This is a genomic window from Streptomyces prasinopilosus, from assembly GCF_001419695.1.
Taxonomy (GTDB): Bacteria; Actinomycetota; Actinomycetes; order Streptomycetales; family Streptomycetaceae; genus Streptomyces; species Streptomyces prasinopilosus.
Window position 1 is genome coordinate 1 of sequence record NZ_LIRG01000046.1, and the last position, 14,694, is coordinate 14,694.

General features: G+C 65.5%; 12 protein-coding genes and 2 pseudogenes. 6 read left to right on the forward strand and 8 right to left on the reverse strand.

Annotated elements, in window-relative coordinates; translation table 11 throughout:
* The first annotated feature begins 248 nt into the window (after positions 1-248).
* From AOK18_RS02995 to AOK18_RS33885, 4 genes and pseudogenes are all read left to right on the forward strand, one after another.
* Positions 249-935, forward strand: coding sequence for a response regulator transcription factor (locus tag AOK18_RS02995; RefSeq protein WP_055570270.1), 687 nt, complete (start codon positions 249-251; stop codon positions 933-935).
* Positions 932-2,497 carry a sensor histidine kinase gene (locus AOK18_RS03000; protein WP_055693247.1) on the forward strand — a complete coding sequence of 522 codons (1,566 nt, stop codon included), beginning with the start codon at positions 932-934 and terminating at the stop codon, positions 2,495-2,497. The genes AOK18_RS02995 and AOK18_RS03000 overlap by 4 nt, the downstream gene beginning before the upstream one ends.
* Positions 2,494-3,081 (forward strand): hypothetical protein, encoded by a 588-nt coding sequence (locus AOK18_RS03005; protein ID WP_055693248.1) that lies wholly within the window; start codon positions 2,494-2,496, stop codon positions 3,079-3,081. Before AOK18_RS03000 ends, AOK18_RS03005 begins: the two co-directional genes overlap by 4 nt.
* A gap of 201 nt (positions 3,082-3,282) precedes the next feature.
* Positions 3,283-3,534: pseudogene (locus AOK18_RS33885) on the forward strand (tyrosine-type recombinase/integrase); the annotation flags it as partial.
* 579 nt (positions 3,535-4,113) lie between these two features.
* On the opposite strand, the gene AOK18_RS32810 reads toward AOK18_RS33885, so the two are convergent.
* Positions 4,114-4,359: a hypothetical protein gene (locus AOK18_RS32810; RefSeq protein ID WP_157865008.1), complete on the reverse strand. Its 246-nt coding sequence runs from the start codon at positions 4,357-4,359 to the stop codon at positions 4,114-4,116.
* A 365-nt stretch (positions 4,360-4,724) separates the two neighbouring features.
* Positions 4,725-5,153 (reverse strand): annotated as a pseudogene (locus AOK18_RS03015) (UTRA domain-containing protein); the annotation flags it as partial.
* Positions 5,154-5,201: 48 nt separating this feature from the next.
* On the opposite strand from AOK18_RS03015, the gene AOK18_RS03020 reads away from it, so the two are divergent.
* Positions 5,202-5,507 (forward strand): hypothetical protein, encoded by a 306-nt coding sequence (locus tag AOK18_RS03020; protein WP_055693250.1) that lies wholly within the window; start codon positions 5,202-5,204, stop codon positions 5,505-5,507.
* A gap of 782 nt (positions 5,508-6,289) precedes the next feature.
* On the opposite strand, the gene AOK18_RS30265 is transcribed toward AOK18_RS03020, so the two are convergent.
* From AOK18_RS30265 to AOK18_RS03040, 6 genes are all read right to left on the reverse strand, one after another.
* A complete protein-coding gene (locus AOK18_RS30265; RefSeq protein WP_079104822.1) occupies positions 6,290-7,543 on the reverse strand; it encodes a DNA cytosine methyltransferase in 1,254 nt (417 codons plus the stop codon).
* 55 nt (positions 7,544-7,598) lie between these two features.
* A complete protein-coding gene (locus AOK18_RS30270) occupies positions 7,599-8,033 on the reverse strand; it encodes a very short patch repair endonuclease (protein WP_206281496.1) in 435 nt (144 codons plus the stop codon).
* A gap of 29 nt (positions 8,034-8,062) precedes the next feature.
* A complete protein-coding gene (locus AOK18_RS03025; protein WP_055693251.1) occupies positions 8,063-8,701 on the reverse strand; it encodes a hypothetical protein in 639 nt (212 codons plus the stop codon).
* Complete coding sequence (locus tag AOK18_RS03030; protein ID WP_055693252.1) at positions 8,698-10,377, reverse strand: DEAD/DEAH box helicase family protein; 1,680 nt, start codon at positions 10,375-10,377, stop codon at positions 8,698-8,700. Before AOK18_RS03030 ends, AOK18_RS03025 begins: the two co-directional genes overlap by 4 nt.
* Positions 10,374-12,806: an ATP-binding protein gene (locus tag AOK18_RS30275; RefSeq protein WP_157865009.1), complete on the reverse strand. Its 2,433-nt coding sequence runs from the start codon at positions 12,804-12,806 to the stop codon at positions 10,374-10,376. The genes AOK18_RS03030 and AOK18_RS30275 overlap by 4 nt, the downstream gene beginning before the upstream one ends.
* Positions 12,807-13,344: 538 nt before the next feature.
* Positions 13,345-14,130 carry a GntR family transcriptional regulator gene (locus tag AOK18_RS03040; protein WP_055693254.1) on the reverse strand — a complete coding sequence of 262 codons (786 nt, stop codon included), beginning with the start codon at positions 14,128-14,130 and terminating at the stop codon, positions 13,345-13,347.
* A 321-nt stretch (positions 14,131-14,451) separates the two neighbouring features.
* Between AOK18_RS03040 and AOK18_RS03045 the strand changes: the two genes are divergently transcribed.
* Positions 14,452-14,694, forward strand: a 243-nt coding sequence (locus AOK18_RS03045; RefSeq protein ID WP_167738644.1) for an ATP-binding protein, incomplete at its 3' end; no start/stop codon positions are given.

Sequence of the window (14,694 nt, forward strand, 5' to 3'; positions counted from 1 at the left end):
ACCGGCAGCACCGCGGCCGGCGCGGTGACCGGCCGCGGTGCTGCCGGTGGGGGGTGCGGACTGCCGCTGTCGTACCGAATGCATGGCAGCTCAATCTGGTGATCCCAGATGATCGCGATGAGCCGGCAATGTCACGGAAAGGTAACGACGCCTCGCGTTCCCCGGCCCATGTGATCGTTGTGTAACGGCGGTCGGAGAGGGACCTTCCTCGGGACGGTCGCCTCGTCCGGTCTGCCTACACTGCCGAAATGCCACGGGTCCTGATCGTCGAAGACGACTTAGATGTCCGCAGGGCCGTCCAACTGGGTCTGCGGCACCAGGGGCATGAGGTCCTCGCCGTGGAAACGGGGGAGGAGGGGCTGGAACAGCTCCTCCCCTTCCGGCCGGACGTCGTCGTACTCGATCTCATGCTGCCCGGCATGTCCGGCCTGGACGTGTGCCGCCGGATCAGGGACCGCGACCAGGTGCCGATCATCATGGTGACGGCCCGGGGGGACGACGTCGACGTGGTCGTGGGCCTGGAGACCGGTGCGGACGACTACGTCGTGAAGCCCGTGCAGGCCCGGGTGCTCGACGCACGGATACGGGCCGTACTGCGCAGGCAGGACGCGTCGCTGCCGGACGGCACCCGTCCCCGGGTGGAGACGCACGGCGAGCTGGTCGTCGACCGTGCCGGGCTCGTGGTGACGCACCGCGGCGAACCCGTCACCCTCGCCCCCTCCGAACTGCGGCTGCTGCTGACCCTGTCGGCCTCGCCCGGCCAGGTGTTCAGCCGCCAGCAGCTGCTGGAAGCGGTCTGGGAACACAGCTACCACGGCGACATACGGCTCGTGGACGCCTGTGTGAAGCGACTGCGCAGCAAGCTCGGCGAGGGCAGGGACCCCCGTTACGTGCAGACCGTACGCGGATTCGGTTACCGCTTCGGCACCTCATGAGCGACCGGACGTCCGCCGCCGTACCGGGTGCCGGCCCCCGGTGGTCCCTCCGGGCGGTACTGGCGCGCATCCCGCTCCCCCTGCGCGGCCTGCGCCCCCGCCTGCTGGCGTCCTTCGTCCTGGTGGCCATGGCCAGCTCCCTGGGCACCGGGGCCCTCGCCTTCCGCGAGGCGCGCACGGGGGTGCTCCAGCAGAGCCAGGACTCCGTCATCAACCGGTTCCGTGCGAGCGTCGACGCCACTGCGCTCTCCGTCCCCCTTGCCCCGGGCCAGTCGGACCTCCAGTTCGCGGTGGACCAGGTGCTGCGCGGGAACCGTTCGTCGGGCTGGCGGGTCATGGCCACGTACGGCGACCGCCGCGCCTATGCGCCGAGCGCCGGTTTCGTCGAGCCGAGCCCCGAAATGCTCCGGTCCGTCCGGGACCGACGTGCCGCGGTGTTCCAGCGGATGAACGTCGACGGGCGCCCTCGTCTCGTCGTCGGCATGCCCGTCACGTACACCCCGGGCGAGGGTCTGGAGACCAGGCTCTCCGGGTTCGTGATGTACCTGGAGGTCCCGCAGACCGCCGAAGAGGGGTACGTCGAGGCCATGGTCCACGGCATCGAGCGGGCCACCCTGGTGGCCCTGTGCCTCGCCGTCGTCCTGGCGCTGCTCGCCGCGAGCGGCGTACTGCGTCCCGTACGGGCGCTGCGCCGGGCGACGCGCCGGATGGCCGCGGGACACCTCGACGTCCGGCTGGACGTCACCGGCTCCGACGAACTGGCCGACCTCTCCCAGTCCTTCAACGAGACGGCGGCCGAACTGGAGCGAACCGTAAGGGAGCTGCGCCGCCTGGAGGCCCAGGGGCGCCGCTTCGTGGCGGACGTCTCCCACGAGCTGCGCACGCCGCTGGCGGCGATGTCGGCGGTCACCGACGTGCTGGACCTGGAGGAGGAAGGGGAGACCGGTGAGGCGCTGCGGCTCATCAGCGAGGGAACGAACCGGCTGAGCGCACTGGTGAACGACCTGATGGAGATCTCCCGTTTCGACGCGGGGGCGGCCGAACTCCACCGGGACGAGATCGACCTGGCCGAGTGCGTACGGCGCACCGTCGCCTCCCGGTGGCGGCAGGAGCAGGTGGAGACCCGGCTGCCCGGACCGGGTGAGCTCCGCGCGCGCGTCGATCCGCGCAGACTCGACGTGGTGACGGCCAATCTGATCGGCAACGCGCTGCGGCACGGAGAGCCGCCCGTGCGGCTGACCATGGAGGTACGGGTGGACGGGGCGGGCACGGCGTGGGCCGTCATCGAGGTGACCGACAACGGACCGGGGATCGCCGAGGAGGTCATGCCGCACATCTTCGAGCGGTTCTACAAGGCGAGCACCTCACGGGCCAGGAGCGAGAGCAACGGGCTGGGTCTGGCCATCACGGCGGAGAACGTGCGTCTGCACGGGGGGCGCATCCGGGCGGCGAACCTGCCCCGGGGCGGTGCGGTGTTCACGGTCGAACTCCCGCTGCACCGCGACGACACCGAGGCCGACATCGACATCGACACCGGTGCCGACGGCGGGAGCACCCGGTGAAGGGCTCGCGGACGGCAGTGCTGCTGTCCGGGCTCACGGCCGTGGCCGCGGTCGCGCTCACGGCGTGCGGAGTCCCCCCGTCCGGTGTCATCGAGGCCGGTGCGCCGGCGAGCGGCATGTACTCCCCCAGCGCGGCACCACCCCCGCCGCGTACCACCGTCTCCCTCTTCTTCCTGCGCGACGGGGACCTGACGCCCTATCCCCGCCGGATCGACGACGCCGGGGACCTCGAGGCCGTCGTACACCTGCTGTTCGAGGGGCCGGCCGCGAACGAGACCGCGACGGCCGTCACGGAGCTGCCCCGCCTGACGGACGCGCCACGGGTGGTGGTCGCCGACGGCATCCTCTTCGTCCAACTCCTCGGTAAGACGGCTCCGCTGAGCCATCGGGCCATGCTCCAGCTGACGTGCACGGTGAACCACGCGGAAGCCGACGGCGGCACCGCGCCCGGTTCCGCCACGTCCCTCAGCCTCCACGTGCTCGGGCACGGATGGACGAGGACGGATTCGGACCACACGTGCCCCGTCGAACCCCAGCCACGGGCGCAACCGGAAGCACCGACCCCGCAGGAGCCCTCCGGCTGACCACCGGACGGCCCCCGCCCGGGACCGGAGTCCGCCTTCCGGCCGCGGCCGCCTGCCCGACCGCACGGTGGCAGGCCGGCCACGCCGCCCCGACGGCCCGCCGGAGCACCACGCCGGCCGGGCAGCAGTGGGACGCCACACCCCGACCCCACGCGGACACCGAGGAACACGAGCCGGTTCGCCACCACCCTCGAACCCGCTCGCACCCCGTTCCGGCGGAAGTGGCACCGGGCTCGTGCGGCCGCCGGTCTCCCGGACGGCTTCCGCTTCCACGACCTCCGCCACACCGGGCACACCCTGTCGACCCGCTCGGGCACCACCCTCCGGGACACGACGGTGCGCGCTGGCCAGTCCTCCGAGAAGGCGGCGCCGATCCACCAGCACTCCGACGAGGAGCGGCAACGGGAGATCGCCGCCGGGCTGGACGACCTCGCGCGCGCCGGGCCTGCGAAGCACCACACCGACGACCGTGCGCACCACAGGGGGGGAGCCGTCGGCGGGCTGACGGTGCGGTTGCGGTGCGGCACCCGCTCACCAGTCCGGACAACAAAGAACCCCCGGGTCACTGACCTGGGGGTTTTGCGTGGAGCGGGTGACGAGAATCGAACTCGCGCTCTCAGCTTGGGAAGCTGCGGTCATTTAGGGCTGACTCGGGGGTTTACCTGGGCGGACGCTGGGCTGCAGTCTCGTCGGCGTCGATGGTTTTCACCGTGGTTCCCCGCTGTTCCCTGCTCGATCTGGTGCGCTTGTGGTGCGGCGGTTGTGTCCTCGCCTGGTGGCGTCGAGCTGTCGGTATCGCCGTAGAGGTCTGCGCGGAGTCGCTCCTTGGCTGCTTTAAGCGGCGGGCCGTAGTCGGACATGAAGATCTCGCTCAGCGTTATGTCCGGCATTCCTGAGACCGAGTCGATCGGCGACTATGTATCTCGGTCGGGCACGATCCGGGCTGGGCCGCTGGCACCTGCTGGACCTTCTAACGGAATCGAGCGCCGGGGCACCCGTCCACCAGCGGCATTACCCGCAGTACGCCCTCACTCAGCAGTCGTAGCTCTTGAGCGTCTTCGAGGCGCCGGTGGCCGACTTCAGGTAGTCGTTCTCCGACTTCAGGCTCTCGTTCTCCGCCGTCGACTCCGCCAACTGCACGACCAGTCCGGCAGCCATGGACACGAGTCCCTCGTGCTTCGTCTGGAGCTCCTCGTGCTCTTCCTGAAGCCCTTTGTACTTCCAGGCGATGGCCCCGATGGCGGTGGCGGCCAGAACGCTGGCGCCGGTCTTAAACACGGCCCTGGCTTTGCCGAACTTACCTCCGGCTGGCTCGGCACCGTCCTTGCCGATGCAGACGTGGCCCGTCTGGTGCGAGTGGTGTTGAGCCTCGCCGAGATGGTCGCTCTTATACGAGCACGACCCGCATTGGTAATGGATCATCAGTCGTTCCTCTCCCCCAGGGAGATGAGCTTGCCACAAGTCACGCGCCTCCAGCGACCACTTGGTCATCCTCCGCGCTGAGGGAAGGACGCGTACCTACACGGGTGACGCGCCTGCTGGTTATGGGCTATGCCGGTAACGCTCCCAGGAGGGTTCATGGCGCCCCGGAGGCCTTACGGATCTCCCGCTCGATCGGGCACGGGCGGGGCACGCGCGCACGGCTATCGGGGGATCGGAATCTCATAGACGATCTCACAAAGTGCGGCGGGCACCACGATGTCCGCGGTCTCCACGGGCCGCCCCTGGTCGCTGTAGTACGTCCGCCGGATGTGCGTGACGAGCGCGCCCTTCTGGATGCCCAGGAGTGAGGACTCCTCGGCGGTCGCCTGCCGGGGCTCCGGCTGCTCCACGGCATGGCTGACGGTGATGCCGATCTCCGCCATGCGGTTCACGACCCCCGCCCCGGCGTGCGGCCCTCCCTCGGGTAGGACGACGAGCGTGCCGCTGGTGAGGTCGTACGGCTCCCAACTCGTCGACAGCTGCACCGGCCGGCCGTCGGCGAGGAACTCGTACGCGGTCCGCACGCACAGCTCGCCTTCGGCGATACCGAGCCGCGTGGCGATCTCCGCCGGTGCCGGAACCTTGGCCTCCGCGGTATTCACCACTCACTACATGATCGACGAGAGGCCGACGAAAACATGACGGCGTCGAACGAGCTGCGGCTCCTCCCTTGGACGGGGCCCGACGGCAAGCCGTGCTTCCTCAGCACCGATGACAGCGGCGGCTACATGTCCCGCCTGGCCGACAACATCGAGTCAGTACAACTCGGCACGGCAACCGAACTACTGGACCAAGCGATCGACATGCTCGCCGCCGACACGGCCCCGGACGACCTGCGGCTCCTGGCGAAGAACCTGACCGGAGCCCTGAGGGACACGCTCCGCGTGGCGACCAGCCGAGGCCACCGCCTGGACAGGTGGCCTGCTGATTGCTCCTCCTGCTGACCAGCGGGCTTGACGAAGCCCACGGTTCCGAACAGTTCGGATGCCGTGGGCCTCTGCCGTCGGTGGTGCTGCTGTGTGACCAGCGCTTTGGGAGTTCGATCCACGCCCGCCCACGGTGTCTGGATCGGCTGGTCCGACGGACAATCAGGAGTGCCGCTGTGTGCCGTCGTCGGGCTTCGTTGATGTCAGCTGCAGATGTCAGAAGTCGCGTGGCTTTACTTGTTGTCGACCGACGACAGCATGGTGCTCAGAAGCCACGCGGCACCATTCGCTTGCTCACCATCACTGTGCGCTGCCTCCACCAACGTCATCAGCGCAGCACCCGTGCCAGGGCCGAGGCGGTACACCAAGACCACCCGATCTTGGCGCTTCGGTATCTCGAACGGTACGTGACCGAACCCACCTGCCCGTAGGCCAGCAGAGATCTCTGCTACCACGTTCTTCTTTGCACGGGCTGCCCCCACAGCGTTACGAAGCGTCTTGACGCTAATAGCTGCGTAGCCGTTGCCGTCGTCTACGGCCTTTCCAACCTCACTGAGGTCCAACGTTCCCTCCCCCTCTACCGGGCTGTGACCCTACCCGGCACATCGTGCCCTCACTCGTGGCTGAACGACAGCCTGTTGGCTGGCAGGGGACGTGGTAGTGGAACGGCTCCGGAGGGCCCTTCGGGCTCGAACATGTGCGCAGGTCGCGGCCGCTGCAAGCACCGATGAACGGGTGTCCAGTCCACGAATAGTCCACAGACTCGCCGCGCGGCTCATCCTGGTGCCCAAGCGCCTGCGTCAGCAGAGTTGCTGACCTCCTCCGTCAGCCGCTAGCCGATGCTGCGCTACGGTGCGGGCTGAACCACCGCTGCCGCTGTGTGCTTCGTCGTCAAGCACCAGCCGGAGGCGTCGGCCAATCTCTGCCGCGACCTCAACGGCTACCGCGTTGCCGAGCGCGCGCATGGCCGCCGTCCTTGTGCCGGGGATCTCGTAGTCATCCGGAAAGGTTTGGATTCGGGCGGACTCTCGCACCGTGAGGTAGCGGACGGAGTCGTCGTGAAAGCGGATCATGGCTTCGCCGCCTGCGACACCGTGGACGCCGGCTTTGAGTGTCTTGGCGGGCCAGTCAATCCATCCGCCGCGGTGGCGGTCGTAGACCCGTGCTCCGGGGATACCTCGATGATTTAGAACAGTGGGGATGTCGACATTATCTTTCGGCGACGGCAGATCGGATATTGCGTCCCTAGTTGTTCGCCATGCGACTTCCTTTTCTGCCCAATCGCCTGTGCTACGCAACAGCTCGACGCGGGATCGATACTGTTCCGGAATCTCCGGCCTCTTGGTCTGGTGTCGCTGCCAGTATGCCCCTGTGATCCATTGTTCGCGAAGCAACTGGTCCTTAGTGTGCGTTGGTTGCACGGCAGACCATCGGTCCACACCGGGTAGATCTGTTCTAATGCCAACCAGAAAGACTCGTTTACGCGCCTGAGGTACGCCAATATCGGCGGCGTCGATCACCTGCTGGTGGACTCTATAGGAAAGACCAGGTCGTTTCGTCTTGAGGATGCGATCGTGGTGGGTGGTCCAATCCTCGTCCTGATTTCTTGGCCTGACAGAGGGCTTGGTCAGCCAGTCAGCGATGTAATCGTAATAGGGTTTGAAAGAGGGGCGTAGTAGTCCGGGTACATTCTCAAATACAAAGCATTTGGGTCGGAGGACACGCACGGATTCTACAGAAGCCGGGAACATGTTCCTTTCGTCGTTCTCGCCCGCGTGAGCTCCGCTGATCGAGAAAGGCTGACAGGGGGGGCCGCCAGCCACTAGATCGATGCCTTCCAGTCCGAGACTGGGAACCTCTTTTAGCCACGTACGGACGTCTGCCTCGCGAACGTGTTCTCGCTTCCATAGATCAGGAGAACGATCCGCATTCGTTCGCAAAATGTGGCACGCTCGCGGGTCTTTCTCGATCAATTGCTCGTGCTCGAAACCCGCGTTGAACATTCCTATGGCCATGCCGCCACCGCCAGCGAACAATTCTACCGACCGTGGCATCTAGACTCCTTGTCATAACTTGAGTAAGACCGGATAACGGCTGTTCGACGGTTGGTCACCGTTGCATCCCGGCGCGGACTATCTGGAAGATTTCTTCCACGACTTCGTCGAGGTCTCGTTTCAAGCGTGACTCGAAGACTCGGTAGACAGTCCAACCAGCTTGAGCGAGCGCCGAATTTACCTCGGCATCCCGTGTCATGTTCTTGCGTAGTTTAGCGCGCCAGAAGTCCGGATTGTTCATGCGGTCGAACTGCGCTTCGAAGCTGGGTAGTCCTCTGATTCGCCAGGCGTTGCCGTGCCAGAAATCGCCGTCCACGAACACAGCTAGCTTCGCCCCGGGGAACGTGATGTCAGGCTTGCCTATAAGCGTGGTGCGGACACGGTAGCGCAGGCCACGACGCCACAGTGCGCTCCTGAGCGCGACCTCTGGCCTGGTGTCCCGATTCCGCACAGCCGCCATGATGCGGCTCGTCACAGCGGGATCGCGCACGGCCGCACCTCCAAGTATCGTGAGTGAGTTTAGCCTTCTGGTAGCCGCAGTGTTGGTGCCGCCTCTCGGTTCGCGGACGTCGTCCGGGTCGCACGTGTGGTGATCACCCGCACATCGAGACCAGCGAGCTGGCAGACCTTCTCATAACGCCGCCGCTCGCTCTCGGTGAGACGTTCTCCTTGCAGCAGGTTGATGACCGCGACAGGGGACGGTAGCCCGTCAACGCGCGCATTGAGGCCGGCCCATACCAGACTCTTGAGGTTTCGTGGGTTACCCCAGATCATCAGCATCTGCCGCTGGCCGTCGGTCACTTGGCACCGGTTCGGCTTCTCCTGCAAGGTTCCGCCCAGCACCGTCCAGTCCTCTCCCAGGGCGATCCGGGCTATGTCGTAGGCACTCGGGAGCGGTGTGCCCACCAGGTCCGCGTACGGTCCGATCCCGCTGCGTGCCCGGTTGTAATGCTTCATCGGTACATCCTTGATCCACATGCGCGCACGCTCTCGGGGCATGTAACGGGTCAGAACGCCGCCCAACTTCTCGTCATCAACCCAGCGGTTGTACCAAGCAGTGCGGTCTACCGCGCTGAGGCCGTCCCAACCCAATTCGTCTGCTTTGCGATAGATGTCTCTGATTACCTCGCGCCGGACTGCCTCCGGAATCTCGCTCATGCTTGCCCAAGCAGTGATTCGGGATCGGGGAATTGGAGGCGGTGCTCGTCGAGGGCGGTCTCCAGGCTCGCTGCGTCCTTGATCCATTCTTGCATGAGGCTCTCGGCCCGAGCGTCAGTGAACTCAAAGCGTGTGCCCGTCGGGGCCAGTCGCAGCGTTTCGAACTCGTCTGCCGAGACCTGCTCGCGAAGGCTCATGATCGCCGCAACTCTCCTGATGTCGCTGACGAAGTCCAGGGTCTCGACGTGGCTCTTTCCTTCACGGAGCCGCAGCCCGCGGCCAAGCTGTTGGACGAAGATGCGTCGACTGTGTGTGACGCGCGCGAAGCACAGGATATTGACGTCCGGGATGTCGACCCCTTCGTTGAGGATGTCGACAGCCGTGATGATCGGGATCTCGCCCTGGCGGAAGGCCATGAGCCGCAGCTGTCGATCCCTGCGATCCAGGCCCGCATGGACCGCCTTCACGTTCTTCCACTGGGGGACCTGATTGAGTAGTTCGGCTAGGCGCTCGGCATGCTCGACGGTGCGGCAGAAAACTACTGCCCGGGGTTCTTTGACGTGCGCCCATGTCTCGATGAGTCGATCGCGGATCGCTTCATCGCGTTCGGGTAGAAACAGCCGGGCGTTCAGATCCCTTACGCTGTAGTTGTGTTGGCTTGCCGTATGTACGAAATCCCAGTCGATATTGTCCGTAAAGAGCCGGTAGCGAACTTCAGCGAGGTAGCCGAGCCTCATACCGCCGTCGATACCCAGGGCGTAACTGGGCTCGCCAAAACTATTTCGGATGTCAAAGCGGTCTCCGCGCCAGGGCGTTGCGGTCACTCCAAGCCGAGGCACGTCGGCTAGGCGGTCCAGCAATTCAGCGAAGTATCCTTCTTTGGACACATGGTGCGCCTCGTCTACCATAACCAGCGCAGGCTTGTAACCGCTGCGTACGTACGTGAGCGCGGTGGCCACCGTGGCGCACGTGATGCCGCGGAGATCATCCGGTTTATGGTCGCCAGTCAGCAGCTGGGTGCGCGCGGCCTTGGGCACGTGGAACCAGAGTGCGCGCTCTAATTGTTCAACGAGATCTTTTGTATGGGCGACGACAAGGATCTTGTCGGATGGGTGAAGGCGTAGATGGCGTGCGACAATCTCCCCTCCGATCACCGTCTTCCCCAAGCCGGTTGCGAGGATCAACAGGGCACGGCCCGTGCCCTCCAGGTCCTCCACGAGCCGCTCAAATGCCTTGGCCTGATACTCGCGCAGCGGGCGTTCTGGCAGCCGTTCGGAACACAACCGATCGCTGTTGTACAGGTCGACCAGCTCGCGCCCCGACCAGAACTCGATCGGATGGCCCACTCGGCGCAGCGCTTCACGTCGTTCCTCGCTCTTCGGGCCGAATCTGGCATTGGTGACAACCGCCGCCCGGTGCGTCCGATAGAACGCCTTGGCGTTGATGACCTCGTCGATCGCGCTCGGGGCCACCGTGCCGCGCGCCTTCCACTTTGCCTGGAAGACCCAGCGCTGGCCGTTGAGCGTCCCGAGGATATCGCCGCCGTGATCGTTTGGGCCATCGACGTTGACTACATCGGTGAAGCCGAGGTGCAGCATGAGCCGCTCAACCTGCCGTGGAAAGGCCGCAGGACCGATGTCCAGAAGGAAATCGGGAGCCATGAAGGATGAGCTCACGTCGACTCCTCGGCGATCTCTTCTTCGATCACGTCGAGTGTCATGCGCATCATCGCGAGATCGAGGCGGGTCTTACCACTGATGTTGCTCAGGAACGCTCCCGTCACTTCAAGCAGTCGCCCAAGGCGCTCGACCTGGGCATCGCGAGCGTCGGGGTCGTTCCACGTCGACCAGGTCGTGGAGAAGACGGCGCCATCCATCACCAGCTCGGGATGGGCACGGACGATCGCGGCGATGCCCTCCGCGGTGATGTGTGCGATGAAGTCGCCGTTCTCGGTGGCTACGGGCCATACCAATCGGGGGTCCGCTCCGGCGGCGTGCTTCTCCGCAGCCTGCTTCTCCGCGGTAGGGAGGCTCGCCCACAGGGAGGCGGAACGGGCAGCGCCGACTCGCTGGATGCCCTCTCGCGCCCGGCTGAGCAGGGCACTCGCCCGCTCTCGCAGAGCCGCGTCGGTAAACCGCTGATCCGGGAATTGCAGAGTGACCTCGGCAGCGACACGTGCGGCGCTGTCATCGGTGCTGGCGAGTGCGCGTAGCGCCTCTGCGATCTCGATGATCGCGTAGTCGCGGGGATCGCGCCCAAATTCCCTGAACACCGGATGATCCCCGTGGACGAACACCTCAATTGCGTTGCCGCGCAGGGTGTGCGACACGCACGGGGTCGGCCGGCCCGAATGGTCCAGCAGTGGTTCGGGTGTGACGTACACCGTGACCATGCGCCGGCCCAGGGTGGCCACGGACACCGCTCCGCTGAGGTCGGTCAGCCGACGTGCCCCGGTACGGTATCTGGCGAAGCGCTCATCCTCTGTCTCTGGCTGGGGCGGCGGCGTGGTGGCGCTCGGCGAGCTGTTCGTCGTGCTGGCAGAGGAGTTCCCTAGCCCGAGACCCGTGCGGCTGAGCAGATCATCAGACTGCTCTTGAGTGTCGCGGGTGGAATCACGCGACGGCGACGGGGTGCTGGCTCCGCCCCCGGGAGGGGTTGGGCGTCGACCTCGTTTGATCTCATCGTGTTGTCGCGCGGCCTCGTACCATTTCTCATCGGTGAGGAATTCGGCGAGCCCTTTACGGAACGAGCCAGCCCACTCCCTTGCCAGCTCGTGAAGTGAGTTCTCGCCGTTCCCAGGTACAAGGTTCTTGAGGCCTGGTTCATTTCTGCGGAAGGCGTTGAACAGGCGTCCCACGTACGAGTCGTTCGACGAGTACCCATATGCTTTCGCCTTGTTCGGCTGAAGAGGGCCCTCGCCGCGAATTTTGTGGACGGCGGTGATCCAGTCCCGGGAATCTCTTTTGAAGTCGTTCTTCTGGTAGGTCACGGGCACATGGTCGAGATGTATCTCGCCCACGATTCGGCCGCCCACTGTAGCGCCGAGCTCGATCGGATACTCGGTCAGGGTTTCCCCTGTGTCGGGGTGCTCCCACTCGAATAGGCTTCGATCGGAGATGAGGATCTTCCGCCCGTTCCTGAGGAAGTCGATACCAAAGTCGCTGGTGTGCAAATAGCGCTGAATGCCTACCCAGCCGATGATCCGGCGTTCCCGAAGCTCGAGGTTCGCGCTGCCACACTCGACGCAGGTCTCTAGAGATATGCGATGCCAGTGGCCACAGTCCTGGCACGCCCACGCCGAGGGCAGGGAGATATCAATCGGTTGGATCGCTTTGACGTTGGTACCTCGATAGGCCACCGATCGTTGAGAGTCCCAGACACACGGCAAGCGCGGCCGCACGAGTGTGTTGTTGACGAACAGTCGAAAGCCTCGCCCTTTAAGTTCGGCCCCGGGAAGCTCTGGAAGAACGTCCCCGCCGCGAAGCAAATAGGAGTAGACCTTGCCCAGTTGCTCCCGAATGGTGGAAGGTAGCTGCGGGCGACGTAGGGCGGTTCGTGTGTCGGGCCGCAGTTGACGCACAGTGATCTCGGTCCCGTGCATCGTGGGGTCATCCTTGGGTTCACGCCGTAGCGGGGCCTTGAATTCACCATGCTGCTGCATCTCAAGGAAGTTGATTTCCGCAACCAGCCATTCGCGGTCACCTGATCGGGTAGTCCGTACCTCGGTAACGGATCCCAGATTAGCGGTCGCGATGTTGAAGCCCATGCCAAACAACCCCAGGCTTCCGTACCTGCTGTTCTGGCTGTAGCCGGCGCGCAGTGCGAGTTGGAATGCCTCCAGACCCATGCCGCGCCCGTTGTCCGCCACACACACGATCTCGTCGCCCTCGCGGGTGGTGCCGGACTTCGGCAACGTGACACGAACATAAGGGGGATCGTTCGGATCTCGATCGTCATCTGACAGGAAGTCGTCAAAAGCGTTATCGATCAGCTCCGCGAGGCATTGCCACGGCTTGTAGGGGATGTCACCCAGTACCTCAAGGAGCCGTGGCGACGGTGTCAGGTCCAGGCTCTCTGCGTATGCCTCGCTCGCGCCAACTGACACGCAAACCCCTCCGTCTTGAGTCATGGACACTGCCCACTTGAGTCCCACACCCCTGGCAGCACCGCGTCCACCATGCTTGCGGCAAGGTTACTCACTCGCGGCGCTCCGGTGAGTGGAGTCTGTGATGTTGGAACCTCAGTGGGTGCACTGCACAGCCTTGTTGGGTTCCGCCGTCGTGCGAGTCGAGCCCGCGCGGGCGGCGGAGTGACTTTGGCCGGGAGCTGCTTTGGGGCGAGTGATCATGGACCCGTAAGCTTCCGGCGCGTCGGGCAGTCTGTGGACCTGCCCGTTGAAGCACGACGTTGGGACCATGATCTTCGAGACTCGCCCCAAAGTGGCTGCCTAAAGCCGTGGAGCCGACCGTCCCAGCCACGACGTGTTCTGACCTCATGCCCGTGTGCCTGCCTCTTGGGCGGGAGCGGGCGGCCGGCGGTGCCGAGCGGGGCGGAGGCATGAGCGCGGGCGCCGCCGGCCGCCCGCTCCCGCCCGGAGGAGCGAAGCGACGACGGGTGCTTGAACCCGTAGATAAGGTTGTAACTCAGCGGTTGGTCGGGGTGCCTCTCGGGCCTGCGTCGAAGTCGTACTCCAGGACGTAGGAGGCGGCGTCCAGTGTCATCTCGTTGAGTTCGACGGGGTGGCCCGTGTCCGTGAAGGCGGTGCGGCAGATGAGGATGACGGGGGTGCCGGCGGACATGCTCAGTTGTTCCGCCTCGTCCTTGGAGGGCATGCGGGAGCGGATCTCTTCGCGGAAGTGTGCCGGTTCGTAGCCGAGTTCGGCGAGCCGTGCGTAGGTGCCGCCCGGGCCGGTGTCCTCCCGGGTGACCGCGGATCCGGTGACCAGGGGCATGGGGAGGTAGCTCGTCGCGAGTAGGACCGGCTTGCCGTCCAGGACGAAGCGCCGGCGCCGCACGCAGGTCGTCTCGTCGGCGGTCAGGCCCAGGACCGCGTTGACGCGCTCGGGCGCCTTCTCCTCGGTCACGGTGATCCGGTCGACCTGGAGTGCCCGGTTCTCGATGTCCGCCGACCAGATGGACCGGCCGGTGCCCCACTGGTCGCGGGCGAGTCGTTCGATGCCCCGGCGTCGGATCGGGCGGAAGGCCCGGACGAAGACGCCGGCGCCCTTGCGGGCTTCGGCGACGCCTTCGTCCCGCAGGACGCTCAGGGCCTGGCGGGCCGTCATGCGGGCCACGCCGTAGGTGGTCATGAGGTCGTTCTCTCCCGGAAGCCGATCACCGGGACCGTAGTGGCCCGACTGGATCGCCTCACGCAGCGTGTCCGCGATCCGCTGGTACTTGGGCCGACGGTCGTCGTCGGTAGTCGCCATTCCGGAACCCTCCTCGCTTCTCTAGACACCTTAGGCCATAGGTCGAGGGCTCGCTCGCTGCGTGTAATCGCTCGTGATACCTGCTCGTGAGCGCTCTGGTTGACATCTCTAGAGATGTGTCGGAATCTGTAGATGTCTAGAGAGGTCGAGCTTCGGTCTCTGTGGATGTGGGGACCCGTGTGCCGTGGTCCGGCGACGTCCCCTCCCGGTGACCGGGGCGGCGGTGCCGTCATCGGAATTCCGCGGCGCCGATCGAGACGCTTCGACGGCCGGAACCAGTGCTGCCGTGGTCGCGACGGCAGCGGCGAGGAGTGAGTACGGATGACCTGTGTGATCGACCGTCACCCCTGTGAGGACTCGCCGCGGCTCGGAGCGATGACCTTGCATCCGGAGCCCGAGTCCGTATCTCGTGCGCGGCGCTGGTTCCGGAAGTTCATCGCCCCGTACGACCCGGCCTGCTCGGTCGACGACTGTGTGCTGATGATCTCGGAACTGGTGACCAACGCGATCCTCCACGGGCGGTCGGACGGGGTGGGGGTGGTGCGGGTCGAGTGGCTCCGGGAG